This is a genomic window from Streptomyces sp. NPDC041108, assembly GCF_055592645.1.
The window spans coordinates 23,126-48,866 of sequence record NZ_JBVIYK010000025.1 but is presented as its reverse complement, the minus strand read 5'-3'; the positions used below and the strand labels follow the sequence as shown (position 1 = coordinate 48,866).

Annotated in this window: 19 protein-coding genes; 7 read left to right on the top strand and 12 right to left on the bottom strand. The window is 69.0% G+C overall.

From position 1 onward, the window contains the following. Positions 1 to 373 precede the first annotated feature (373 nt). The 4 genes from ACZ6BB_RS38805 to ACZ6BB_RS38790 all read right to left on the bottom strand — a co-directional run bounded on the left by ACZ6BB_RS38805 (position 374) and on the right by ACZ6BB_RS38790 (position 6,204). Positions 374 to 2,989, bottom strand: a complete 2,616-nt coding sequence (locus ACZ6BB_RS38805; RefSeq protein ID WP_471619810.1) for a LuxR C-terminal-related transcriptional regulator — start codon at positions 2,987 to 2,989, stop codon at positions 374 to 376. A gap of 1,120 nt (positions 2,990 to 4,109) precedes the next feature. Next, entirely contained in the window at positions 4,110 to 5,144 is a 1,035-nt protein-coding gene (locus ACZ6BB_RS38800) for a threonine ammonia-lyase (RefSeq protein WP_471619809.1), read from the bottom strand. 61 nt (positions 5,145 to 5,205) lie between these two features. Beyond that, positions 5,206 to 5,592, bottom strand: a complete 387-nt coding sequence (locus tag ACZ6BB_RS38795) for a hypothetical protein (protein WP_471619808.1) — start codon at positions 5,590 to 5,592, stop codon at positions 5,206 to 5,208. Between the two features lie 195 nt (positions 5,593 to 5,787). After that, on the bottom strand, positions 5,788 to 6,204 hold the full coding sequence (locus tag ACZ6BB_RS38790; RefSeq protein ID WP_471619807.1) for an ATP-binding protein: 417 nt from the start codon (positions 6,202 to 6,204) through the stop codon (positions 5,788 to 5,790). A gap of 341 nt (positions 6,205 to 6,545) precedes the next feature. Here ACZ6BB_RS38790 and ACZ6BB_RS38785 point away from each other — a divergent pair, with 341 nt between their 5' ends. Together ACZ6BB_RS38785 and ACZ6BB_RS38780 are read left to right on the top strand one after the other, a co-directional pair. Next, on the top strand, positions 6,546 to 7,427 hold the full coding sequence (locus ACZ6BB_RS38785; protein WP_471619806.1) for a class I SAM-dependent methyltransferase: 882 nt from the start codon (positions 6,546 to 6,548) through the stop codon (positions 7,425 to 7,427). A gap of 1,259 nt (positions 7,428 to 8,686) precedes the next feature. Beyond that, the gene (locus tag ACZ6BB_RS38780) at positions 8,687 to 9,154 is read left to right on the top strand and encodes a GNAT family N-acetyltransferase (RefSeq protein WP_471619805.1); all 468 of its coding nucleotides are present in this window, start codon (positions 8,687 to 8,689) and stop codon (positions 9,152 to 9,154) included. Between the two features lie 363 nt (positions 9,155 to 9,517). On the opposite strand, the gene ACZ6BB_RS38775 is transcribed toward ACZ6BB_RS38780, so the two are convergent. The 3 genes from ACZ6BB_RS38775 to ACZ6BB_RS38765 form a co-directional block, all read right to left on the bottom strand. Continuing rightward, positions 9,518 to 10,117, bottom strand: a complete 600-nt coding sequence (locus ACZ6BB_RS38775) for a TetR/AcrR family transcriptional regulator (RefSeq protein WP_471619804.1) — start codon at positions 10,115 to 10,117, stop codon at positions 9,518 to 9,520. A gap of 142 nt (positions 10,118 to 10,259) precedes the next feature. Then, on the bottom strand, positions 10,260 to 11,120 hold the full coding sequence (locus tag ACZ6BB_RS38770) for a hypothetical protein (protein ID WP_471619803.1): 861 nt from the start codon (positions 11,118 to 11,120) through the stop codon (positions 10,260 to 10,262). A gap of 830 nt (positions 11,121 to 11,950) precedes the next feature. Next, positions 11,951 to 12,532, bottom strand: coding sequence for a TetR/AcrR family transcriptional regulator (locus ACZ6BB_RS38765; protein ID WP_471619802.1), 582 nt, complete (start codon positions 12,530 to 12,532; stop codon positions 11,951 to 11,953). Positions 12,533 to 12,906: 374 nt separating this feature from the next. Here ACZ6BB_RS38765 and ACZ6BB_RS38760 point away from each other — a divergent pair, with 374 nt between their 5' ends. Beyond that, a complete protein-coding gene (locus ACZ6BB_RS38760; RefSeq protein WP_471619801.1) occupies positions 12,907 to 14,358 on the top strand; it encodes an MFS transporter in 1,452 nt (483 codons plus the stop codon). A 232-nt stretch (positions 14,359 to 14,590) separates the two neighbouring features. On the opposite strand, the gene ACZ6BB_RS38755 is transcribed toward ACZ6BB_RS38760, so the two are convergent. From ACZ6BB_RS38755 to ACZ6BB_RS38745, 3 genes are all read right to left on the bottom strand, one after another. Continuing rightward, on the bottom strand, positions 14,591 to 15,262 hold the full coding sequence (locus tag ACZ6BB_RS38755; RefSeq protein ID WP_471619800.1) for an enoyl-CoA hydratase-related protein: 672 nt from the start codon (positions 15,260 to 15,262) through the stop codon (positions 14,591 to 14,593). Positions 15,263 to 15,319: 57 nt separating this feature from the next. Continuing rightward, positions 15,320 to 15,886, bottom strand: coding sequence for a winged helix-turn-helix transcriptional regulator (locus tag ACZ6BB_RS38750; RefSeq protein WP_471619799.1), 567 nt, complete (start codon positions 15,884 to 15,886; stop codon positions 15,320 to 15,322). 216 nt (positions 15,887 to 16,102) lie between these two features. Then, positions 16,103 to 17,305 carry an Acg family FMN-binding oxidoreductase gene (locus ACZ6BB_RS38745; protein ID WP_471619798.1) on the bottom strand — a complete coding sequence of 401 codons (1,203 nt, stop codon included), beginning with the start codon at positions 17,303 to 17,305 and terminating at the stop codon, positions 16,103 to 16,105. A 254-nt stretch (positions 17,306 to 17,559) separates the two neighbouring features. Here ACZ6BB_RS38745 and ACZ6BB_RS38740 point away from each other — a divergent pair, with 254 nt between their 5' ends. Beyond that, positions 17,560 to 19,698: a helix-turn-helix transcriptional regulator gene (locus ACZ6BB_RS38740; protein ID WP_471619797.1), complete on the top strand. Its 2,139-nt coding sequence runs from the start codon at positions 17,560 to 17,562 to the stop codon at positions 19,696 to 19,698. Positions 19,699 to 19,768: 70 nt separating this feature from the next. Further along, entirely contained in the window at positions 19,769 to 20,050 is a 282-nt protein-coding gene (locus ACZ6BB_RS38735; RefSeq protein ID WP_471619796.1) for a hypothetical protein, read from the top strand. A 175-nt stretch (positions 20,051 to 20,225) separates the two neighbouring features. On the opposite strand, the gene ACZ6BB_RS38730 is transcribed toward ACZ6BB_RS38735, so the two are convergent. Further along, entirely contained in the window at positions 20,226 to 21,356 is a 1,131-nt protein-coding gene (locus ACZ6BB_RS38730) for an FAD-dependent oxidoreductase (RefSeq protein WP_471619795.1), read from the bottom strand. Positions 21,357 to 21,649: 293 nt separating this feature from the next. Next, positions 21,650 to 21,955, bottom strand: a complete 306-nt coding sequence (locus tag ACZ6BB_RS38725; RefSeq protein ID WP_471619831.1) for a WhiB family transcriptional regulator — start codon at positions 21,953 to 21,955, stop codon at positions 21,650 to 21,652. Positions 21,956 to 22,513: 558 nt separating this feature from the next. Between ACZ6BB_RS38725 and ACZ6BB_RS38720 the strand changes: the two genes are divergently transcribed. Both ACZ6BB_RS38720 and ACZ6BB_RS38715 read left to right on the top strand, forming a co-directional pair. Further along, complete coding sequence (locus ACZ6BB_RS38720) at positions 22,514 to 24,808, top strand: helix-turn-helix transcriptional regulator (protein ID WP_471619794.1); 2,295 nt, start codon at positions 22,514 to 22,516, stop codon at positions 24,806 to 24,808. A 68-nt stretch (positions 24,809 to 24,876) separates the two neighbouring features. Next, positions 24,877 to 25,092, top strand: coding sequence for a hypothetical protein (locus tag ACZ6BB_RS38715; RefSeq protein WP_471619793.1), 216 nt, complete (start codon positions 24,877 to 24,879; stop codon positions 25,090 to 25,092). Positions 25,093 to 25,741 lie beyond the last annotated feature (649 nt).

Sequence of the window (25,741 nt, the reverse complement as noted above, 5' to 3'; positions counted from 1 at the left end):
CTCGACGAACTCCACGCGGCGGTCACCCGGGCGAAAAGTAGCTGAGTGCGGGACGTGAGGCCCTCTCGGCAGCGTGGAACAACCACGGGCACTGTAGGCGGTGGCGTGGGCCAGGCGGCCCCGCTCGGGAAGCCTGGCGGCGCAATTGGGATGAACGCAGCGCCAAAGCGTTGCACTCATCGCAGATCGGGAGCTGCTGGGTGCCGGTTGCGACACAGCAGGAGTCACCCAACTGCTGGACGGTCTTCCGGTGTAGATTCTCGGCCGTCTCAGTTCCGGAGAAGCCATAGGTCCGACATGGGGCCGCCGTTCCACCTGAAGAACAAGACGTTCCCGGTTTGACTGGCGGAATAGTTGCAGTAGGTCATCCAGGTTATTTTTGTTGGCGGCCCGCTTCATATTCAAGGGCTATTGCGAGGTCGGCCCGGGTGCGTACGCCGAGTTTGAGATAAATGTGCTGGAGGTGGTTGTCGACAGTTCGGACAGAAAGTGTGAGGTGTTGGGAAATCGTTTTGCTGGAATTCCCGGCGGCGGCCATCAAGGCGATCTCTTGTTCGCGTTTGGTCAGGCGGACGGAGGGGGTGCCGAGCGTGGACAGGAGCGGGGTCCGGGCGTCCTCGCACTGGGCTGCGAGGGCTGCGGCCCGAGTGGCGTCGGCGGTGGCTTTGCGGGGGTCACCCTGGTGTGTCCAGGCGCCGGCTGATGCGGCTGATGCTTCAGCGGCGAGGATGGGCGATCCCATCTGCTGGAAAGCGTGTGAGCACTCCATGAGGCGGCCGGGGTCGTTGTCGGCGAGGGCGGTTGCCAACCGTGCGCGGGTGTGGGTGAGGGCTCCGTCGCACTGGGTCGCGAGTTCGGTGAGGCGGTGCTGGACGCTCGGGGCGTCACCGAGGCGTGCGATGTCGGTGAGCAGAAGGACCTCGGACAGGATGTGGCCGGTGCGACGAGCGTCGCCGGCCGCAGTGCGCAGGACGTCGCGGGCGCGGCTGAGCTTGCCTTGGGCCGCGTGCAGCCAGGCAGTGCCGAGAGTCTCCTCGCCGGCCATGAACCCGCTCGGTGCGTATTGTTCGAGTTCCGGGAGCAGGGACTCGGCCGTGTCCATGTCGCCGGCCAGTGCCGCGCAGGCGATCAAACCCGATACGTAGAGCCTGGTGGTCCTGGTGTGCTGGTGCGTACGTGCGATGGCGGCGGCTTCCGCATACCAGCGGCGGGCGCTGGAGGGATGCCCGGCCAGCCACTCCGTTCGTGCGATGAAGTAGGCGAGCCACTGGCGGGCGAGGGGGGAGGGCGAATCCTGAAGCGTGTCGAAAGCGCTCAGGCAGGTCTCGCGGGCCTCGCTGATCAGACCGGCCTCCGAGAGCGCCAGCGCGAGCGGCGCCAGTTGGATCGCGGGATGCGGAAGAAGCGTTCCTCCACCGATCGCCTGGTGCATGCTGTGCCCGTGCTCGGCCAGTGCCCTGGCCTGTGCCACGCGGCCGACAACGGCCAGACCCACGGCTTTCGTCGTCGCCGCCAGCAGCCAGATGTCAGGGCTCTCCTGATGCGGGGCTCCGGGGAGGCTGTCGAGCAGTTGGAGCCCGGCCTCGGGCAGCCCGGAGACGGCCTGCATGGCTCCTTCCATGAAATGCAGCTGTTGCTTCGCCGTCCGGCTTCGCAGCACTGTTCGGGCATCGGCGCACACGGACAGTGCCTGGTCGAGTCGTGGGCTGGACCAGAACAGGTTCATGCTCCGGGCGGTGACTGCGGTGATCTTCTCCTGATCGTCGCGGGCGTGGGCGTCGGCCTCGGCGAGGACCGCTTCGGCGCGCTCCAGGCGGCCGGTGTACGTCAGCACTCTGCCCAGCAGGATCCGGGTCTCCAGCGTGTGCTGGTCCGGTTTGATCGCGGTGAGCAGCTGGATGACCTGTTCGCTGTCGTTGGCGTTCATCGCGATGGCGGCGGCCTGGGCCAGGAGGGCGGGATCGGCGGTGCCGATGGCCGCCAGTCGCCAGGAAGCGACGTGCAGGGCGTCGTCGCGGCGTCTGAGTCCGTGGGTTTCGAGACGCTCGGCCAGACGAAGACCCAGGTCGTAGCGCTGGAGGGGTGAGATACCGGCGGCTATGACCTCGCTGTACAGGGGGTGGGACAGCGCGACGGTGATTCTTCGGCCGTGTGCGGTGACCTGGATGATGCCCGAGCTCTCGACTTCGGCCAGGTGGGCGCGGTCGATGAGAGAGGCGGCGTCGGTCACGGACAGGGGGCCGCAGAGGGCAAGGGCTTGCAGCAGCGGGAGCGCCGCGGGCGGGGTCGCCGCGATCTTGGCGGTGATCAGGTCGTTGAGGTGAGGGGTGACGGCAAGCCGGTGATCGGGCATTTCCCAGACTTCGCCGTTGAGGCTGAGGGTGCCTGATTCGACGGCTCCCAGGACGAGTTCCTTCAGGAAGAGGACGTTTCCACCGCTTGCGGTGTACAGCGCGTGCAGGGTGCGGCGGCCGACGAGGCCGCCGAGGACGCGTTGGACGAGTGCCTCGACCTGGGTGCGGTCCATGTGGGACAGGTCGATGCGGCGGACGCGGTCCCCGCGTCGCAGTAGGGCCTCGACAGCGTCACTGACTGGTTCACCAGTGCGGGCGGTGCCGACCAGGACAATGACTTGGGAGTCCAGGAGCTGGCCGAGCAGGACGGCTGATGAGCTGTCCAGATGGTGCATGTCGTCGACGAAGACCACGGTGGGCTTGCCTGGCTCTGCGGCCATGGTCCGGGCGACGGCTCGGAAGCCGCTGACCGGGTCTGCCAGGTCGACGTCCGGGGGCAGCAGGTGGGCGATCGCGCTGAGGGGTACCTGCCCGGCAGCCTTGCCGGCTACGGCCCTCGCAGTGCGTCGTCCGCTCTGGGCAGTTGCCAGTTCCAGAAACTCATCAGCCAGGCGGGTCTTACCCACTCCCGCCGGCCCGCAGATCATCCAGCCCCGGGTGTGTCCGTCGGACAGGTCCCGGGCGAAGGAATCCATGAATGGCTGTCGCCCGATGAGCGGCCATCTGTCTGCCCAGCCCTGCATTCGACTGCTCCCTCAAGGGGCGACCGGTCAGACAAATGCTACCGGACCGCATGAGCAGCATGGTGATCGAGGGGCGGGAGATTCGTAAGCCTCGACATCGCCTTTACACCGGCAGCGGAGCTTCGCCTGGTGTGCTGCTGCCAGCGGCTGTTCCAAAGCATCACATGGAACACCATGTCTATAAGCTGAGCAGGTCCTGCGCTTGCCGTTTCGCCAGGCCTGGCTGGGCTGGTGTGGACGTCGACTTCTCCAGACCCGCAGAACGGCTGACGGCCCAGGACTCCGTCGTGCCGACTCGGAACAACCAGTTTGACGCCGAAGCGGGCGGGAGCGGCACGGGTTGCGGGACAGTGTCATTGAGTCCCGGCATGACGAAGCCTGCCGGACATGTGGGCGGCGGGATACAGGCGAGGGCGGGCCGAGAAGAACGAGGGTGACGCCCTCGTCTCAGCCCAGCCGCCCATCGGCCGTAAACCACGAGCCAGCGGGCCGGTCGCCGACACGTCAAAGGCGGTTGCCACGATGACGTGGATGTCTTATGCGGTCGGCGCTGTCCTGCGCGTAACCAATCACACGGACGATCAACGATGTCGTCCAGTCATATCCTCGTCCACGCCGCGCTCGCCCCGGCGCCTCCCAACGCCTGGCCCTCGGCAGCGCGGTCACCCTCCGCCGCCGCCCGGGTCCATGGTCCGGCCGAGACTCGAGGAATCGGTTGCGAGTCTGCCTCCGCCGCCGCCCGGGTCCATGGTCCGGCTCGCCGCGGTGGACATGCGGTGTCCATCCGACATGCCGCCCCCGGGGGCGGCATGTGCCAGCGAGGGCACAGCCACGACGGCGACGGCCGCCCCCGCTACGATTATGACCCTTCTCATTTTGCTCATTTCTCCTGCTCCTAGGTGATATCTGAGGGCTTTCGCATTGAGCGATGAGGCACGCACATTTACCTCGTGCGCTCATCCTGTGCACGAGAGTGCGAGCGCGCTTGAGTAATGGGTGCTCATCCTGGGCCACGCGCGCGGCAGGGGCGTGGTGGCAACGGCTCGTCCGCCCCACTGCGTGGAAGATGGTCTCAGTGCTCCGCTTCGTCCTCGGCCTTGCTTCGCCTACGGCAGGTCTGGAAGGGCAACGGGGCTTCTTTACGCAGCAGTTCGAACAGGTCGGGATCGACGTTCCCTCCACTGATGACCGCCACGTGGCCCCCGGCAGCGGGGAGGTCGCGCTCGTGGTACAGGTACGCCGCCGTGGTGACCGCCCCGGACGGCTCGACGATCATGCCCGCCCGCCGGGCCAGAAGGGCCACGCTCGAGCAGATCTCCTCTTCGGTGACGGTGATGATGTCGTCGACGAAAACGCGCATGTGCTCGAAGGTGTGCTCCCCCACGGTCGTCATGCGCAAGCCGTCGGCCATGGTCCGGCTGACACGCTCAGTCGGCCAGGTCACGCGCCGTCCGGCGCGCAGGCTTTCTCCGGCGTCCGCCGCCAGCTCCGGCTCGACGCCCACTACCCGTATACCGGGGTGTGTGAGCTTCAGTGCAGCGGCGACACCTGAGATCAGTCCGCCTCCGCTGACGGGCACCAGCACCGTGCCTATGTCGAGTCCCGCAGCCACCGCTTCGTCGGATATGTCGAGGCCGACCGTTCCCTGGCCCGCGATGACGTCCAGGTCGTCGAAGGGCGGCACGATCACATAGCCGTGTTCCGCGGCCAACTGCTCAGTGAGGGCTGGGCATTCTTCGGGGGAAGCGAAGCGCACATCGGCCCCGTACTCCCGGACCCCGTCGATTTTCACCTTGGCGGCCGTGGAGGGCATGACGATCGTCGCTTTCACGCCGTCCTGCCGGGCCGCGTAGGCAAGTGCTTTGCCGTGGTTCCCGCTCGATCGGGCAATGACGCCGCGGGTCTTCTGCGACTCGGACATCCGCGACAGTCGATTGCATGCGCCACGTATTTTGAACGAGCCGGTGATCTGCAGGTTTTCTGGTTTCAGAAAGAGAGACCGATGTCCGCAGGAGGCCCATGGAGCCCTGAGCAGCGACGTACGGGAGACCACTGGCTCCAGGCGTTGACGGGCTGTGTGCAGGTCGTTGAGCGTGACGAGAGGCATGGGTCGGTCATCCTTGTCAGGTAATGGCGGTCATCTGGCGAGCCGCTCACAGGGGGACGGATCACTCGGTCCGGGTGACGCCGACGAACAGCATGGGACGATCGCCGGCCGTACGCAGAGCGGCCTCGTCGGGGCCCCACCAGCAGCCGTCGGGCAGACCGGTCGCGTTGCCCGGGCGGATGACGACCGTGTGTTCCCCGGCCGTTCCCCAGGCGACCGTTCCCGTAGTGCCGTCCGGGCGGTCGACCGCGCAGGGATGGAATTCGTCAGCGTTCTCATACGGGCAGCCGGTGTCGTTGTGCCGATCGACGATTTCGTGGAGTGCGGCACGGTCGTCCATGTGGACCGGGGCTGCTGCCCTCGCCGCGACGATCGAGACGATGGGAGCGGCGAGCAGCACGCCGGCTACGGCTGCGGTGAGGGCTACTGCTTTCAGGGGCTCGTGCATCGCTGTCCTCCTGATTGCTCGGTGCGCGGATCTCCGGGGTGGTGTGGCCTTCTGGATGGACGGGCGGCCGGGCGATGGCCGGGGCGGCCGGCTACGCGCCGGCATGCGGCTTGGCGGGTCATGAGCAGTGGACGCTCAACGCCGCGATCGCCGTTGTCCCGGCTGGGCCGGACATCTCGTTCTGGCCATACACCGTCACAGCGCTGAGGGCCCTACGACTGCCCAGTGGCTGACCCGCCCGTCCCGCCCGGTGACGTCGCCGGCGCCTACGGCGACGGCGTCCACGATGAAGGTGCCGCGCCCGTGCTCGTCGGCGGGGCGGTCGTCGTACTGGTCCTCGGTGCGCGGGCCGCCGTCGGTGACCGCGACCAGGATCGCCCGGTCGTCGAAGAAGCACAGGGACAGCGCGACGGGCGGCTCGGCGTACTGCACCGCGTTGGTCACCAGCTCCGAGACGACCAGCAGGGTGTCGTCCATGGTTTCCTCGTCGGCTCCCCAGGCGTGCATCACCCTGCGGGCCTCGCGGCGCGCGGTCGCGGGCGCCGGCGCACCGCACTGCAGCGACAGCCCCCACGCGCCGGCGGTCCGAGCCGGCGTGGAAGTTCCGGTCACGGCGAGGGCAAAGGAGTCCTCTGTCGTCCTGGCGGCAGTGGGAGGTGCGGTGCAAGTCATGGTGATCACGGCCTCGGAGAGCTGCTGTGTGACTCTTCCAGGAGACGGCGCGCAGCCCTGGGGCGACTGAGCAAGCAGTACTCAAACCCGGAACAAGGCCGGTCTTCGAGGGCGAGGCACGTGTCGGGGCCGGCTGTCCGCACCGGAGGGCTTAGCACGCTTGGGCGGGCAACTTCTGCTCCAGCCGAGTATCTCCTGCTCATGTGGGGGTGCTCCTGCGTCCTGAAGAATCCCGACGCGTGGGGCCGCACGCGAGTGCGGCCAGGAGTAGGAGGTTCGCGATGGCTGCAGAGGACGACTTCGGCGTTGAGGAAGCCGGCGCGCGCAGGGGCGGGCACGCTGAGGGGCTTGCCGCCAACCGGGCGCTGTGGGATTCCCTGGCCGAAACCCACGGCACGACAGACACCGATCAGTCATACGACGTGGAGGCGTTTCTCGGCGGTCAGCAGACGCTGCGCAGCATCGAGCGTGAACTGGCCGGTGACGTAGCGGGCAAGGATCTGCTCCACCTGCACTGCCACTTCGGCATGGACACCTTGAACTGGGCCCGCCTGGGTGCGAGGGTCACCGGAGTCGACTTCTCCCCCGTAGCGATCGCCCGTGCCCGGGACCTCGCCGAAAAGGCGGGACTGGTCGCGGACTTCGTCGTGGCGGACACCCAGCGCCTGCCCGACAGCCTTGCGGCCGGGTTCGACGTCGTCGTCGCCACGTACGGCGTGTTGTCCTGGATCTCGGATGTCAACGCGTGGATGCGGGGGGCCGCGCGGGCGCTCAGGCCGGGAGGCCGGCTGATCCTGGTGGACATTCATCCGGCCTTCCAGACCGTCCTCAGCTTCGAACCCTTCGTAGCCGACTGGCCCTACGGCGGCGGCGAGGCTCAGTACGTCGCTCTGACCGGCACTTATGCAGATCCGAGCGTCGTGACGGCGCCACGGCAGACGGTGCAGTTCCCCTACTCGATCGGTGAGATCGTGACTGCTGCCGCTTCGGCGGGCCTGGTTGTGGAACGGCTGGCAGAGCATACGGAGACGGAATCCGACGGCCGCCACATCCTGCCTCGAGGGGCCGACGGTCTCTACCGTTTCCCCTTCAGCGACACCTACCTGCCGATCATGTACTCGCTGCGGGCTGTCGCGCCACGCACGCCGACGAGCGGCAGCTGATCGCGTCCTCCCTCTGACGTTCAGGGGGCCCGTACGCAAAAGCCAACGGCCGCCCCGCGTTTCGGTGCGGCGTTGCCACGGTCGTCACCAACCCGGGGGTACCGGGCTGCAGTCAGTGCCTGACTGAGAACCAGTAACCGCTCAGGGGTGTGCGGCCCAGAGTTGAGGTGCGGGCAGTGAGGTCATGGTCGGCTTCGGGTTCTCTCTTACGATTCCGGCAGAAGTTGTTCAGGGTCGGCCAAGGCGGGTGAGCGGGATTGGGGCCAGTTCCAGATTGGTTCTGGGAGGTCTTGGATGCGACAAGACCATGCCTGTCTGCCCTGGAGTCATGGCTGGAGTCACAGCCGAGAGAGATTCTTGAGGGGTTCGCGCTGGCATACCTGGATGCGGCGGACTCACTGATCGACTTCTCGGAAGGCGTGAATGTCGACGGAGAGGTCTGGTCCGAGGACAGCACCGAGGATCTGTGCATGTGGGTGGTCGGCCAGGGCCGTGGGTTCTGGTCCTCGGTGGTCACAGGTGAGTGGGAACTGGCAGAAGCCGCGCAGGCATATCACGGGAGCCCGTCGCCGCTCAGCGGAGAAGTGACTCAGTGGGATCCAGAGGTCTCGGCCCCAGAGCACCGGGGGTATCAGTCCCCGAACGCTCTTGTCTACGGCGTCTATCGAACGCGTTTTGCAGAGGCCTGTACGAACGGCTATCGGCCGAATGACCTGCTGTCCCTTTTATCCCGTTCTCCGGATGATGCAGCCAGACTCCTGGCAAATCAGCGGTTGTTAAGTCCAGCCACTCAAGTTTTTTCGTCCGGTGGGAGCGGGCGCAGTACGTGGACGACCTGCACGACCGGCTCCGTGACAGACTCCGGCTGCGCGACGGACGCGACATGGAGCCAAGCGCCGCCGTGATCGACTCGCAGTAGCTGCGCGCCGTCGAGACGGTGGGGGCCGACAGCCGGGGGTGGGATGCGGGAGAGAAAGCGAACGGCCGCAAGCGCCACCTTGCCGTGGACACCCTCGGCCTCCTCCTGGTCGCCCTCATCCCCGTGACCGGTTCTCAGTCAGGCACTCAGACAACGGATGGCCGGCTGCGCAGCGGCGAGTCGTGGGCACATGAGTGCCTCTTGCTCAGGTGCTGCATGCCGGCCGCGACACACGCTTGTCGCTGACCTTCAGACCTCTACGGCAAGGCATGTCATGCGTTCATACAGCAGAGTTGCGTCTCATCTCGAGCGGCGCGGGGGCAGTGAATGCGGTCCGGCTGTGTTCGTCAGCGAGCTGGACCTGACGGACGTGGCGACGGCGACGGCGGTGCACCTGACCAGCCGCCGATCGTATGCAGTCGAGGCCGCGCTGATCGGTTTTGACGGAATACCCGCTCTCCTGGAGAGCCTGGAGGAGATGCAGGCCCAGCCGTTGCGTTGGCTCGGGATGACGACGCGTGACGGTCACCTTGCCGCCTTCGTTGCCTGGCAGCGCCTGGCGAGGGAAGACGGCATCGACATCGAGCGGGTATGCGTCGATCCGGAATGGTTTCGCCGCGGTCTGGCTCTGAGACTGCTCGATCACCTGCTGACCGAGCTGGCCCCCACCGGGCAGGCGCTGGTCAGCACGGGCGCGGACAATCGTCCGGCCATCGCTCTCTATGAGCGTCTCGGCTTCACCCGTGTCGGCACCGTCGCGCGGGCGCCCGGCCTGCTCATGGCCGAGTTCCGGCTTGCGCGGGAATAGGATTACAGGCCGCCTCCCTGGTCATGGCATCTCGTGCGACGGCTGACTGCCTGGCGGGCCAGCCTGCGGCTGGTGGAGGTGCCGGCCGCAGGCCGGCCACGGGTGGGGGTGGGTCTGCGTAAGCGGTCAGTGGTGGCCGTGGCCGCTGGTGATCTCCTCGTACTCCTGGGCGGTCGGCTTGCTGCTCTGGCCGTCCGTACCGTAGTAAGCCTTGCTGAGCCTCGCGTGCGGCCATCAGCGTCACGGCCGGGCCGGAAGCGAGAGGAGCCTTTGGCGCAACGGACCGTCCGGGCAGGGCGTCACGCGGCCTACGGGCGAGCGGCGGCGTCTCGGATTGCGCCGGCTCCCGCCGCCCCGGCTCTCTCATTCATCGGCGGATCGGGCCGGACGGAGAAGTGCACCAAGTCCTGGAGCCAGGAGGCCGACGACCCGCTCGGAGTCCATGGCGGCCATCGGGTTCAGCCTGAGAACGTAACGGCTGAAGATCAGTCCGAGAGTCGTCGTCAGCACGGCCCCCGCTCGTTCTGCGGCGTCGGTTCCGCCGATGTGCTCCGCCAGCCGGGCGGTCAGTTCCCGCTCGACGTACTCGCGGAACGCGCGCATGAGCGCCGGGTCCCGCTGGGCCTGGGTGACCAGCAGCGTCAGCGGACCACCGAATTCCGGATCATCCCATACGGCCAGGACGGCCCGGACGATCTGTTCGGGCATCTGCCCGGGATCGCCCTCGAGCACGCGGGCCATCACCTGGCCCGGGCTGATCCCGAGCGCCATCGCCCCACCGAACACCCCTTGCTTGGAGCCGAAGTGATAGCTGATCAGGGCCGGGTCCACGTCGGCTGCCGAGGCGATGGCTCGCATCGTCGTCGCGTTGTAGCCGTGCCGCAGGAACGCCGTCTTCGCCGCCGCCAGAATCCTCTCCTTGGCGTCGGAGCCTCCACGCGGACGTCCACGAGGTTTATTCATCACCATTGAATATCACGGGGACCCGGACTCTCGTGCGGCTCGCAGGTGCTCACACAGCCAGGTCACGCCGGGCCGGCACCCAGCGGGCGCGGCCGGGGGCGACGACCGCGGCGGTGAGCGCCGCTGCCGCCGCCCTGCAGTCTCAGCGGGTGATGTCGACGAAGACCATGGGCCGGTCGGCGACGGTGTGGAACGCGGCCTCGTTACGGCCCCACCAGTGACCGGTCGGCCTGCCGGTGAGGGCGTCGGCCTGGATGAAGATCGTTCCCCGGCCCGCACCGCTCCATTCCTTCGTGGCAAGCCCCGGAGAGCCCTCGACCCGGGTGTCCCGGAACGCCCAGTGCGGCGACGTCCTGGATGAGAAAGCGACGCCGTGCGGGGCGGAGGTGCTGTCGGAAACCCTGACCGCGTACTCCTGGGTGGCGCTGTTGCCGTCGCGCTCGAACGGTGCCACGGACTGCACGACCATCATGTGGCCGGTAGCGCCCCCGTCCGAGCCGTCCAGGTACTTCACCGCGATGACGGAACCCGCGTGCAGGTCGCCGACCCGCTGTGCGGAGGGGCGGTTGACGTGATCGCTCATGTCATCGAGCGCGCCGCCGGCGGACGTGTCGGTGAAGGCGTCGTAGTACTGCTCCGAGGTCGGGCTGCGGAAGCCGATTCCGGAGGTGAACCACGCGTCGGTGGCCCAGGAGTAGGCATGTTTCAGCGAGGCGGTGAGGAACTGCGCGCACTTGGCCTCGACCTGATAGGAGCTGGGATCGCCGGGCGTGCCCCAGACGACCGGGGCTGTGGCGAAGTTTGCGTGGGCGCCGGCCCCGGGGTAGAAGTTCTCCGGGTCCTGTCCCGGCCAGCCCAGTGCCGCAAGTTGGTCGATGATCTCGTTCTCGGCGGCCACCAGAGGGGCGCCGTCTTCGGTTCCGTCTGCCTGTGCCGCAGTGGGCACGACCGCCAGAACAACGGCTGCCGACACTGCGCACAGGGGGGCTATGAGCTTGTTCATCGTGCTGATCTTCTTCTTTCTGTGATGCTGTTCTGCCGCGGCGGAGTTGGTCACTGCCTGCCGGGCGAGGGCGGCCGGGCGGCACAGCCGGATGTCGTGCAGTGCTGCGGGCGGGATCCGCCGTCGCGCGGCCCCGTGCAACGGGAACCGGCCTGCCGTCTCAGCGACCCGCCGACATCACCGGCAGCGGCCGGGGTCCGGCCTCGCCTTGGGGGGCGTTCGAGGTGGGCCGCCCTCCCCCGCCGCGGCATCTGCCCGCCTCTGGCACCGCCGCGGTTGCTCGGGCCGGCAGGGTCAGTCAACCGTGAGCGGGGGAAGCGGAGATGAGTAATCCCTGCCCATCTGGGCGGCCGGGGGCAGGCCGTACATCTCACAGGAGGCACCGGCCCTAATCTCAGACATACGAGGCGCCGAGTCGGTCCGAAACGTGGATCGCGTGGTCCTGCAGCATGGTGGCGCCGGGGCCGGGGCGGCCGCGGCCGCCCTGTGCCGGTCGCGTCCGGCAGCGACGTATCAGGGAGCTCGCCGCTGATCTGGCCCCGCCGTGCGGCCGATGCCCCCGGTTACGCACGGGGCAGCGTCGCGGACGGCGCCCGGATGATCACCGCCGAAGGACGGGAGACGGGCAAGCGTGTCACGGCGAACGGGCGGCCGCTCATGCACCGGGCCGGCCGACAGGACCGGGCTGCGCAGGAAGCACTGTTCCGCCATGAAGGCCGCCGCACAGGCAGGCGACCTGACCGCACGCGGCCAGCCCTGCGGCGGTGGACACGAGGTGGCCGGCGGCACCGCCTGGAGCTCTGACCGGCTCCGCCGTGCGATCTGCCTGTTCAGTGGGCGGATGCCTGTGGTTCGAGGATGCTCCGGACGGCGGGGGTGTAGGCGGCGACGATCTCTTCGGGCGTCATGCCCACCACGGCTGGGATGCGCAGCAGATAGCGGGTGAGGGCGAGGCCGAGCAGCTGGGCGGAGACCAGCCCGACGTTGTCCTTGGCGGCGGGGCCGAGGGCCGGGGAGACCTGCGCTGCGAAGATCTCCCGCATGCGGCGTGCCGCCTGGTCGTTGGTGACGGCGGAGCGCAGAAGCAGCAGGAGCGCGTCGTCGGCGCCCTCGTGCTCCCAGCGGTGCAGGAAGTGCCGCACGAGGGCTTCGGCCCGTTCCTCTGCCGGGGTGGCGGACAGGTCGGGAAGGCACAGGTCGATGTCGAGGGCGGCGTCGAAGAGCTGGGCTTTGCTGCCGTAGTAGCGCATGACCATGGAGGGGTCGATGCCCGCGTCGGCCGCGACGGCCCGGATGGTCGTGCGTTCGAAGCCCTGAGCGGCGAAGCGCTGGCGGGCGGCGTCGAGGATCGCTGTCCGGGTGCGGTCGGAGCGGCGGGGGCCGGGGGGTGCTTCTGTGCTGTCTGATGTCATGCCAACAAATGTAGGCCATCGCTCGTTGACTTTCCATCCTCCTAGATGCGTTAATGTCAACGGGGGTTGGCCAACAAGCGTTGGCATCCAGTGTCTTCCGTAGTGCGGCCCGTTCGGTGCCGGGGCTGCAGCGGCCGGCACCGACCCCCTCACTGCCACTGCGCGTTCGCGCGTCATGAACTCTGCGCTGCTGCTGTGCCGCGCCTCCAGGGCGGCTGCATCCGCCATGGATCCGTCCTCGGACCAGCGCACCTGTCCAGCGGGAAAGGACGTCTCTCATGAACCGAGGCCTCACAGAACAAGGTCACAAAGTGGTGCGTCACGGCGCAGTGCTGGCCGTCACATGCCTGGCTCTGGCCACCGTCGTCTCGGCGATGGCATCGCTGAATGTGGCTCTGCCGGGCATCGCCCGTGAGACCCACGCGAGTCAGACGCAGCTGTCGTGGATCATCGACGCCTACAGCCTGGTCTTTGCCGCCCTTCTGCTGCTGGCGGCGACTCTGGGCGACCGGTTCGGCCGGCGCCGGGCCCTGCTGGGCGGCCTCGCTCTGTTCGGGGCCGGATCGGTCGCGGCCGCGTTCGTCTCGGAACCCGGGGTTCTCATCGCCCTGCGAGCGCTGCTGGGGGTGGCGGCTGCTTTCGTCATGCCCGCTACGCTCTCGACCATCACCAGCACCTTTCCCCGCGAACAGAGGACGCGTGCTGTCAGCATCTGGGCGGCCGTCGCGGGAGCCAGCGCCATACTGGGCCTGCTGACTTCCGGTGCCGTCCTCGAGGCATGGTCCTGGCGATCCGTCTTCTGGGTGAACGTCGTTCTGGCGGTCGTGGCGTTCATCGGCACCTACGTCTTCGTGCCGGAGTCGGCCGAAGCAAAGAAGCAGCGCATCGACACCGTCGGCGCCACGCTCACGGTCGTCGGCCTGGGCATTCTGGTCTACTCGGTCATCCAGGCGCCCGAGCACGGCTGGGCGAGCACCCGCACCCTGCTCGGCATCACGGCGGGACTCCTCGTGCTCGCCGGTTTCGTCGTCTGGGAGCTGCGCCACCCCTCCCCCCTGCTGGATCCCCGGCTGTTCCGCAACAAGCCGTTCGCCGCCGGGACTTTGTCGATCACCCTGCAGTTCTTCGCGTTCTTCGGATTCATCTTCGTCGTCATGCAGTACCTGCAGCTCGTACGAGGCGACAGCGCGCTGATCGCCGCGGTGAGTGTGCTGCCCATGCCCGCCGCCATGATTCCGAGCGCCCGGCTGTCCCCGAAACTGGCAGCACGCGTCGGCGCTCGCCGTCCCTGGATCGCAGGGCTGATCGCCGTCGCCGTCGGTCTGAGCGTGCTCGCCGAACTCGACAAGACGAGCTCCTACTGGTTCATCGTGACAGGGCTCATTCCCCTGGGCGCCGGTATGGGCCTGGCCATGACACCCGCCACCGCGGCCATCACCGACGCGTTGCCCTCCCGCCTGCAAAACGTGGGCTCCGCGGTGAACGACCTGTCCCGTGAACTGGGCGGCGCCCTGGGAATCGCCGTACTCGGCAGTGCGCTGAACGCCGGCTACCGCAACACTCTCGACACCGAGGGACTCCCGGCCCATGTGGCGGAGGCAGCTCGCTCATCCCTCGCCGCAGCCAACATCGTCGGCACCAGGACAGGCGACACCGCCCTGGTCAATCAGGCCCGCGATGCCTTCGCCTCCGGTCTGCACCTCGCTCTCATCACCGGAGCAGGAGCAGCCGTCCTGGGTGCGGCATCGGTCGCCTTCCTTCTGCGGCGCTCCCCCGACACCAGTGACAGCGCCGACGATTTCGACGGCATCGCCACGGAGGGATGACCCTCCCGCCCTCCTCCCCCGCGCTGCCTGTGCCCCACCTCGTGCCGGCACAGGCAGCGCCGTGCCCGGCCAGGGCCGTGAGAGCGGGGAGCGCATTGCGGCTTCTGCACGTCGCGGTCGCGTCGCGGCTGACCGCACTGCGGCACCCGGGTGACGCACCGCCGGTGCGCCCCGACCCGCTTTCCTTCGCCGAGCGGCCCGCACCGGCCGCCGCGACGGCGTGTACGGCGCTTCATCTGAGGGCAAGGGTGGTGTCGCGCAACGCGGTCAGGGCCGGGGCGTACATGCGGGCCTTGATGGTGCCGAGGGTGACCCCCGCCCTGCTCGCCTGTGACCGGGCCAGTGCGATGGCCGCCGTACGCACTTCGTTCTCGGCGACCGCCTGGTCGACGATGCCGGCGGCCACCGCGTCTGCCCCGCCGTAGCGGTGCGCGGTGAGCATGGCCCGGTGCGCGGTGTGCGGGCCCAGCCGTGCCTGGATGAGTGCGGACATGCCAGGGGTGAAGGGGATGTCGATGTCGGCCTCGGGCAGGCACCAGTACCCGCGGTCTGCGCGCATGATGCGGAAGTCGTGAGCGAGGGAGAACATCGCTCCGGCCGCGAAGGCATGTCCCTGCAGAGCCGCGATGGTGATCACCGGCAGGGACAGCATGCGCGCGAAGAGCTCCTGGACGGAGATGACGTAGTCGGGGTGCTCGTCCAGGTGCGCCAGCAGCCAGTCCAGGTCCAGGCCGTTGGAGTAGAACTTTCCCGTCGCGGTGGTTACCAGAGCGCGCGGGCCTGTCTCTTTCTCGACCTTGTTCAGTGCGGCGGCGACGGAGGCGAGCCAGTCGGGGTGGAAGCGATTCTCTCCGTCTCCGAGGTCGAGAACGAAAACGTCGTCGTGACGATCGAGCGTGGGCATCTGACTCCTTCAAGTGAAGCGGGATCGGGTGTAGGGGGCGAAGTTGGTCGAGGCGCTTTACCGGTTCCTCAGGCGTGACGCTCGCAGCGTGGCTCGGGCGCGCCTGCTGTCACGAAGCCCTCGCGGCGTCGGCCTCGCCGTCTGTTCACCTTCACGTTCTTCACGGACGTGCCCTCGATCAGCTGCGTGTGCATGGCGCCGGCTGAGGCCATGCACCTGAGCCGAGTGCCTCAGTTGCCTTCTGCGACCGGCCTTGGCCCCAGGGACGTTGACGGAGAGGTGCTCCTCCGCCCAGACGGTCAAGGAGGCCAGGGGGATGAGGAGGGCCTTACCGTGGGCGGAGAGCGCGTAGTGGGAACGTGATGGCGTGTCCGGCGCGGTGGTTCGGGTCACGAGGCCGAAGGTGGTCAGTTCCTGCAGCCGCCGGGTGAGCACGCCTTCGCTGAGGCCGGGGAGGCGTTCGCACACCTGGGCGACATCGACCGGGCCCCTGGCAAGGATAGTGACGATCAGCCCGGTCCCGCGTCTGCCCAGCAGGGAGAAGGCCCGGGTAAGGGCCACAAGGGATTCGGGCAGTTGCGGAGGGTGGGGCTGGTCAGGTGGCTGAGGGTGCGGCAGCGTCATGGCCGGTTCCTTCCTGGTACGGCGCGAGGCAGCGCCCTCGCACCGTTCGTCGTGGTGGCTGTCGGGCGGTTGGCTGTGGCTACGCAGTCGACTTCGCAATGCGCGTACCGGTCCGGCGTCCGGGTTCGAGACGGGTGAGCCGGGCATGGGAAGCCTCCTGTTGAACGGAAACGGGTGGAAGGTGGGCGGGGCTCGGTACGTCGCCGGCGGAAGAGGTCAGCCGCTCACGACGTCGTCGAGGCTGCGACGCGGGCTGAGGCCCGCCGCACGCTCGGGATGACCGACGCGGAAGGACAGCAGACCGCTCGACGCGGGACGGCCGAGCAGGACAGCCCACCGAGCGGAGAAAACGTCGCGGGCACCGGAGACGGCATCACGGTCGATGCGCTCGGTGATCTGGTTCATGTGATGCAGACCAAGACCGAGAGCGGTCGCGGTCAGATGCATCCGAGCCAGCAGCCGTCCACCGTTGACCTGGGCGCTTCGGTCGGTGACGTCGTCGACGACGATGACGCCGTACGCGGCGGCAGTCGCGGTGTGCACCTCGCGGGTGGCCTTGACCCAGTAGGCGTCGCCGTCCTTGCGGGACTGCGCGGGGAGGAGTTTCGCTGCGAGCAGGATCAGGCGGCTGAGTCCCTGGCCGTCGAGGGTGAGCCCGTCGCGGTGCTTGTCGATGCTGCTGCGCGAGCTGCGGAACCAGCTGAAGGCCTCCCTCGACTGCGCGGAGTCTGCGGTGATCGCCTCGGTGGCCTCCACGTAGAGCCGGCCCAACTGCTCGCGCGTCGCCCTGTCGGCGATCCACAGCACGCTCGCTCCGTCGACGCGGGAACTCTGCTCGGCGAATCCGTCCAGGTCGACGGGCTCCGACGTGTAAGGGCCGCGGTTTGTGTGTCGGTGCGGGATCGCGTCGGCGAGGTCACGGTCCACTCTGGTGCGGTGCCTCCTGAGTGCGATGCGCGCGACATGGTCCGAGGCCGGGCCGTGCGGGAAGAGGGTGACCTGCGCGGTCAAGCCGACCGATCCGGCGGCGATCACCATGTTCTCGACGGCGCAGCCGAGCCCGGCGAAGTGTTCACGGCCACTCGCGTCGTTGAACGGCATCCTCCTGCTGGGGTCGGAGTGGACGTCGATGGCGTCCCCGTCGACGAAGATCCGCCAGGGCTGGGTGTTGTGCGGGTTGCACGCCAGGATGCCGGCGGCGACCACCCGCTCGATGCCGGACATCGAGCTCCAGTCGTGCCACAGGTCGTACGGATCGCCGGATCCGGCGCTGAAGGCGCCGTTGGTGGCGGCCCGGAGTCCACCGACGCCGACGCCGAGGGTTGCTACCGAGGCGATGCCGAGGGCGGCCAGCTTCAGCCCGTCCCTGCGGGTCAGGGCTATTTCCGGGTGTTCGTCTGGGACGGTGTTCGTGGCCATGGCGTCTCTCCTGTCGCGCGGCCCCGGGTTGCGGCAGGACAATCGCGTTGGACAGGGTGCTCGCGCACCACCCCGCCGCGAGATGTACCCGGGGTGGTCCAGCTGGCAGAATCGGCGCCGGATTGCGGTGCTGGGCGCCGCAGGTCGGGAGAGTCGTGACGTCGAAGAAACCTACGCGGCCACTGCTCACGGTGAAACAGGTGATTCCCCCGGCGCGGGCCGGCGCGGTCCCGCGCGAACGCCTGCAGCGGCAGTTGCGTCTCGCCGAGACCCGGCTGACCGTGGTGGTGGCGCCCGCCGGCTGGGGCAAGACGAGCCTGCTCAGCGGCTGGGCGGCGGATCCCGAAGAGAAGCGTCGCATCGCGTGGGTCTCGCTCGACGAGAGCGACGACGAACCTGTCCGGTTCTGGAGCTACGTACTCACCGCCCTGCACAACGCCGGCGACGCGATCAGCACAGGCCCCCTCCAAGCGTTGGACGCGGCCGCTGTCGCTCCGGTCGACCTCGCGCTGCCGATGCTGCTGAACGAGCTGGCCGCATCCGAGACACCGCATGTACTCGTGCTCGACGACTACCACCTGCTCACCGACCCACGAATCCACGAGGCGCTCGAATACCTGATCACCTACCTGCCCGCCTCACTGCGGATCGTGATCGCCGCACGCACGGACCCGCCACTGCCGATCGCCCGGCTTCGGGCCCGCGGCGACCTGACCGAACTGCGCGCGGCACAACTGCGGTTCTCCCCCGAGGAGGCGACGGCCCTGGTGTCGGCGGTGTCAGGGCACGACCTCGACGGCGCGGCCGCGGCAGGTGTGTGGGAGCGGACGGAAGGGTGGGCGGCGGGTCTGCAGCTGGCTGCTCTCGCGCTGCGCGCGGACCCGGCGAAAGCCCAGGCCGATGACCGGCATCTGGTGGACTACTTCGCAGCCGAGGTACTCCCGGGCCTCGAGCCCAGGCAACGTGACCTCCTCGTGCGGGCCGCGCCACTCGAACGGCTCTCCGGTCCGCTGTGTGACGCCGCACTGCAGGTGACCGGATCAGCCCAGGTGCTGTCCGATCTCGTCAGGGCGGATCTTTTCGTGGCCGCCCTGGACGACGAACAACAGTGGTACCGCTGCCATCACCTGCTCCGGGACGTCCTGGCACACGAGGCCACCACAGACCCGCGGGAGGTCCTCGGCCATGCCGCGGCCTGGTTCACCGAAGAGAACCGGATCGACGATGCGGTGCACCACCTGCTGCGCGCCGGCCGCGACGACGACGCCGCCGAGCTGATGCTGCGCAACGCGGAAACCTGGTTCTTCCCCCGCGGGGCCGCGGCGACCTACCTGCAGTTCGGCGAGCGGCTGCCCGGCCGGTCGGTGGATCCGGCGCTGGCGTTTTCACTGGCCTACACGGCGGCTCTCTGCGGCGATCAGGAGCGGGTCAACCGCTGGCTGGACGTCTGCGAGGCGGGTGGCACCCCCGACACCACCGTCCCCGGCTGGCACAGCTTCCGCAGCGCCGTGCTCTGCGTGCGGGCGGGCTTCGGCATGCCGGATGCCCAGGCCGCGCAATCCGTCGTCATGGTGCAGCAGGCGCTGGACGAAGAAACCGAGGCAGGCACCGCCGGGCATCCGACTACTCAGGCGGCACTGGGAGCCATGCTGGCTCGCGACGGCCGCTTCGAGGAGGCCGCGACCCTCATACTCGACCTGTGGTCGTCACCGACCCACCGCAAGGCGTGGCCGCCGTCGCTGATGCTTCAGGGCGCCGGCACGCTGACGATCAGCCTCGCCGAAGCCGGCCGCGGCGAAGACTGCGACCGGGTCCTGCGCGAGGCCCGTCCGCTCGCCGACGCCGTCGAACGCGACGGGCGGGAGACAAGCACGCCGGGACTGGCGCCGCTGCGCATCGCCCAGGCCAGGCGCAGCTACCAGACCGCCGACATGGAGGCGGCCGCCGTCCTGCTGCGCCGCGCCGTCACCCTCGCCGAACTGCACCCGCGTCCGACCGTACTGTTCCTCGGGCTGGTGTACCTCGCCGACGCCGAACTCGCCTGTGGTGACCGGCCGGCTGCCCGTGCGGCGCTGTCGCGGGCCCGCGAGGTGGTGGACGAGGAGCCGGTGAGCGCCTACGCGAGGCGGCGGCTCGAGGAGAGCGAAGCGCGGCTGGGCCGGGTCGGCGCCCGCACCGCCGTACGCTCGGGTGCTCTTGTGGAGGAGCTCACCGACAGGGAGCTGTCGATCCTGCGGGCCCTGCAGGGGCCGGCGACCCAGCGGGAGATCGGCGCAGCGCTGTTCCTGTCGATCAACACGGTCAAGGCATACAACAAGAGCCTCTACCGCAAGCTCGGCGTCGCTTCCCGGCACGACGCTGTCGTAGCTGCGCGCGGTCTTGGCCTGATCTGAGGCTACCCGGGGTGCTCTTTTCCCAGCCGGTGGTGTTCGGGCACCCGGACCACAGGGTTTTCTGGACGGCATGACCCAAACCCGTTTCGAGCTGACGCTGCGCGGACCGATCGCCCACTCCCTGCTGGACGTGATCCTGACGCGGTTTGACCACGTGTCCACGCCCGGCACGGACGGCACCGTGCTGGTCGCCGAAGCCATGGATCAGGCATCGGTCCGCGCTCTGCTGAACCTGCTCCGGGATGCCGGCCACGAGGTGCTGGTTTTTGAGGCGGTGACGGTCGGAGACGTCCCGCGGCGGACCTGCCGCGGCGGGAGTCCCACGACATACCGGCGGGCGGCATGCGGGTGAGAAGGACTTCGCCGACCCGAACGGCAGTGGGGCACCACTCGCTTCCCGGTGTCCGCCGATGCCGCTACGGGTTTGTGGGCACGCGGGACGGCTGCTCGGTGCGGCGCACGTTCCTTCTGGTGCCGGCGCGTCGGCGCAGCCCGTTCACCGTGCGCGGCGGCGAGGAGGGCGATGTCTAGCGGTAGTTGAGCTCGGCAAGCTCGGTGGCGAGCTTCCTGGGCACCGGGGTATGCCCCAGCAGAGGCAGTGCGAGGTTGCGGACACCGCGGGCCACGGAGCTGCGCGTGGTGGCCACGCGGGTCATGCGGTGGGTGAAGGCGACCACCCGCTGGGCCACGGGGCGGCGTTGCGCCTCATAGCCGTCGAGGCGGCCGGTGGCGAACGCCCGGCCCAGGGCGTAGCCGTCCTGGATGCCGGTGTTCATCCCCTGACCGCCTGCGGGGCTGTGCACATGCGCGGCGTCGCCGGCCAGCAGCAGACGGCCGGCGCGGTAGTGGTCGGCTACTCGGTGGTGCACCCGGAACCGTGACGACCATGCCATACCGGTGACCTGGGCCTGGCCGGGGGCGCGCTCGTCGAGCAGCTTCTGGACGAAGTCGAGGCCCGGTGCGGCGGGCGCGTCGTCCACGGTGGCGACGACCCGGTAGTGGCCGCCGGGAAGCGGGGCGACGACGGCGAGCCCCAAGGTGCCGAAGGTCAGCGAGACTTCGTCCGGTCCCGGGACCCAGTCCATCACCACGTCGGCGAGCACGAAGGACTCGGCGTAGGCGTTGCCGGTGAATCCGATACCTGCCGCCTCACGCACGGTGCTGTGCATGCCGTCGGCGCCGACGGCGTTGGCGGCGCGCAGAGTCTCGCCTGTGGTCATGGTGAGTGTCACGCCGTCGTCGTCCTGGACGACGGACGCGACCTCGTAGGGGCGGTGCACGTCGCCGCCGAGTGCGCGCAGCCGGTCCAGCAGCACGCTCTCGGTCTCGTACTGCGGGACCATCAGCGTGTACGGATGGGGCGTGGGCAGCTTGTCGAACGGCACTGTCAGCAGTCGGCGCGCGCCGTCGCGGACGGCGAACCGGGTGACCTTGACGCCTCGCGCGATCAGCTCCTCTGAGGCTCCCAGCTCGTCCAGGACCTCCAGCGTGCGGGCATGCACAACGGCGGCGCGCGAAGTGTTGGCGCCCTCTGCCAGCTTGTCCAGGACAACGAAGTCGATGCCTGCGGAAGCGAGCGTGACGGCGAGTGCGAGACCGGCCGGTCCGGCGCCGACGACGGCGACTTCGGTGCGGGCGGGAAGTGCGGTGGCGTTCATGGCGGAGCCTTCCGTTTCTGATCCGGGAAGCAAGTCAACAGGCGTTGGCCTACACTCGTTGACAGGATGCTCGAATTCTCGGCGAGAGTCAACACCCGTTGGCCCACATTCGTTGGCGCTGAGAGGGCCGGGGACCTCCGGCGCGGCGCGGCACGGGATCGAGGGATGGCTGGTGGGTGGCGCCGAGGTGCACGGACTGCGGGCGGACCGCTCGTGCAACGGCCGGCAGAGCACACCGACGGCCGCCTCACCAGCCGCGAGACCCCTGCTACCGGGGGTCATCCGTCTGCTGCCTAGCCCACCCCGGAGGTTGGAAGGGACCCGGTGCGTCCCAGTCCGGTTCGGCCGAGACTCCTCCTCGTCGCGTCGTACCCGGCGGTTCGGAGCAGCTCCGTGCGTTCTTCCTCGCCGGTTCCGCCCCACACGCCCGACGTCTGTGCGGTGCCGAGGGCGTAGGACAGGCACTCGAAGCTCACCGGGCAGCGGGCGCAGACACGTTTGGCGGCGGCGGCCTCCCGCAGCGCCGGCCCGGTCGTGCTCACGGGGAAGAACAGCTCGGGGTCCTCGCCCGCGCAGGCGGCGGCGCGCAACCACTCCATCTCACTCCACGGCATTGCTCTGCCTTCTTTGCTGTAGAACGCGTGGCGCTGCAGGGCTGGCATTTCTCGACCATCACCGACCGTCGGTTTCACCCGAGAGCGGCCGGCCTCAAAGCAAGGTGCGAAAGCGATCTGCGCTCAGGAATGCTCAGGTGGGTCCGATGTCACGGGCGCGTCTGCCGGCCTGAATCTCAGCCAGTACGAGCTGTCGGCGTCGAGCTGGGCCGGCACGACCAGGCGGTGGCGATCAGGAGGAGGCCGCCGGTCCAAAGGCCGTGGGCACCTCGCCGGGCGACCGGGCGAGGGCTGAGGCGGAGGCTGGGTCATCGCCGCGGACATCGGCAGCAGGCTCACGGCGGCCATGAGGGTGGCTGCCGAGCCGATGCCCGGGCCGGCCAGCTTCAGCCCGTCCCTGCGGGTCAGGGCTATTTCCGGGTGTTCGTCTGGGACGGTGTTCGTGGCCATGGCGTCTCTCCTGTCGCGCGGCCCCGGGTTGCGGCAGGACAATCGCGTCGGACAGGGTGCTCGCGCACCACCCCGCCCCAAGGTATACCCGGGGTGCCCGAACTGGCAGAATCGGCGCCGGATTGCGGTGCCTGGCCGCAGGTCGGGAGAGTCGTGACATCGGACAGGCCTGCACGGCCACTGCTCACGGTGAAACAGGTGATTCCCCCGGCGCGGGCCGGCGCGGTCCCGCGCGAACGCCTGCAGCGGCAGTTGCGTCTCGCCGAGACCCGGCTGACCGTGGTGGTGGCGCCCGCCGGCTGGGGCAAGACGAGCCTGCTCAGCGGCTGGGCGGCGGGCCCCGAAGAGAAGCGTCGCATCGCGTGGGTCTCGCTCGACGAGAGCGACGACGAACCTGTCCGGTTCTGGAGCTACGTACTCACCGCCCTGCACAACGCCGGCGACGCGATCAGCACAGGCCTCCTCCAAGCGTTGGACGCGGCCGGCGTCCCCCCGATCGACCTCGCGCTGCCGATGCTGCTGAACGAGCTGGCCGCATCCGAGACACCGCATGTACTCGTGCTCGACGACTACCACCTGCTCACCGACCCACGAATCCACGAGGCGCTCGAATACCTGATCACCTACCTGCCCGCCTCACTGCGGATCGTGATCGCCGCACGCACGGACCCGCCACTGCCGATCGCCCGGCTTCGGGCCCGCGGCGACCTGACCGAACTGCGCGCGGCACAACTGCGGTTCTCCCCCGAGGAGGCGACGGCCCTGGTGTCGGCGGTGTCAGGGCACGACCTCGACGAGACCGCGGCGACAGCCGTATGGGAACGGACCGAGGGCTGGGCGGCAGGCCTGCAGCTGGCCGCCCTCGCACTGCGCGCGAACCCGGCGAAAGCCCAGGCCGATGACCGGCATCTGGTGGATTACTTCGCAGCCGAGGTACTCCCGGGCCTGGCGCCGAGCCACCGCGACCTCCTCGTGCGGGCCGCGCCACTCGAACGGCTCTCCGGTCCGCTGTGTGACGCCGCACTGCAGGTGACCGGATCAGCCCAGGTGCTGTCCGATCTCGTCAGGGCGGATCTTTTCGTGGCCGCCCTGGACGACGAACAACAGTGGTACCGCTGCCATCACCTGCTCCGGGACGTCCTGGCACACGAGGCCACCACAGACCCGCGGGAGGTCCTCGGCCATGCCGCGGCCTGGTTCACCGAAGAGAACCGGATCGACGATGCGGTGCACCACCTGCTGCGCGCCGGCCGCGACGACGACGCCGCCGAGCTGATGCTGCGCAACGCGGAAACTTGGTTCTTTGCGCACGGGGACGCCGCGAGCTACCTGCGGTTCGGTGAGCGGCTGCGCAGCCGGGCGGTCGGCCCGGTGCTGGCTTATTCGCTGGCCTTCGCGGCGGCGCTCTGTGGCGATCAGGCCCGTGTGAACCACTGGCTGGACGCCTGTGAAGTCCGGGGCACCGCAGAGACCGTCATGACCGGTTGGCGCAGCTTCCGCAGTGCCGTGCTCACCGTGCGTGCGGGCTTCGGCATGTCGGATGCCCAGGCCGCGCAATCCGTCGTCATGGTGCAGCAGGCTCTCGAACTGGAAACCGTCGGCGATGTCACCGCGCACCCTCACGTGCCCGCAACACTCGGTGGCGTGCTGGCTCGCGACGGCCGTTTCGACGAGGCCGCGACCCTGCTGCTCGACGTGTGGCAGCAGCGCCACCGCGACTCGTTGCCACTGTGGACTGTGATGGCCGTAGCGGGCATGCTGACGGTCAGCCTTGTCGAGGCCGGCCGCGGCGAAGACTGCGACCGGGTCCTGCGCGAGGCCGCTCCGCTCGCCGACGCCGTCGAGCGCGGCGGGCGGGAGGCCAGCACGCCAGGGCTCGCCGCGCTGCGTATCGCCGCCGGCCGACGCGGCTACCTGCATGCCGATGTGGAGGGGGCCGCGGTCCTGCTGCGCCGCGCCGTCGAGCTCGCCGAATTCCACCCGCGGCCGACGACGCTGTTCCTCGGCCTGCTGTACCTCGCCGACGCCGAACTCGCCTGCGGTAACCGCTCCGCCGCCCGCACCGCACTGGCGCGGGCCCGCGAGGTCGTGGAGGAGGAGCCGGTGAGTGCCTTCGCGGTTCGGCGCCTCGAGCAGGCCGAAACGCGGCTGGGCCGGGTCGGCACCCGCACCGCCCTACGCTCGGGTGCTCTCGTGGAGGAACTGACCGACAGGGAGCTGTCGATCCTGCGGGCCCTGCAGGGATCGGCGACCCAGCGGGAGATCGGCGCAGCGCTGTTCCTGTCGATCAACACGGTCAAGGCATACAACAAGAGCCTCTACCGCAAGCTCGGCGTGGCCTCCCGGCAGGACGCCGTCAAAGTGGCACGCGAACTCGGCCTGATCTGATCCCACCCCGGGTACCTTTCCCGAGCGGGTGGTGCGCGCACACACGGGCGACGGGTTTCCTGTACGGCATGGCCCCCACCCGCTACGAGCTGACCCTGCGCGCACCGATCGCCCGCACCCTGCTGGACGTGATCCGGACCAGGTTCGACCACGTGTCCACGCCTGGCGAGGACGGGACCGTGCTGATCGTCGAAAACATCGACCAGGCATCGGTGCGCGCCCTGCTGACCCTGCTCTGGGACACCGGCCACGACGTACTGGCCTTCGAGGAAACAAGGACCTGAGACATCCACCGACATGCGTGATGACCTCGGCGTCCGGCTGTCAGCCGGTTCACGCCGGGGGCCGGACCCGGCACGCCGGCCACCTCCACGAAACCGATCAAGACACTCGGGTGGCCCCCTCGCACAGCGACTCGGCCGGACGAATGCCCGTCTCTCTGACGCTGGTCCTTTCAACGGGCAGGCCGAACCAGATCATCTGCGATCACAACCGGGCGGATGGGTCAGCCGGTGGAGTGCGCCGAACTCGCCATCGGCGTCCGGCCGTCCACCCGTCCAGGTCCATGCCGTCGGCTGCAACTCGGCGGGGAAGCGCCGTCGGATGTGAGGAAGCCCGCCCCCTCCCGGCCGACGGCCTGCACCACACCGCCTGCCCGTCATCGGCCTGTCCGGCGGCAGCACCCTGCTTTCAGGCATGCGCCGCCAGGAGGACAGCGCCGATGCACCTCACCGCCCCGCGCCGGCAGGGGCACCGCACGGGCGAACAGGGCTGTGACGCGGTCGGGGCACGGACGCAGACCGACCTGACCGTCCAGCCGCAGCCCGGCCCCGAGCGGTCGGCATCGTTGCCGCCGCCCTCGAACCACGCGAGGTGACTCGCTCGCTCACTGACTGCGGGGTCTTCGGCCATGGCGAAGTCGCGATGGACCAG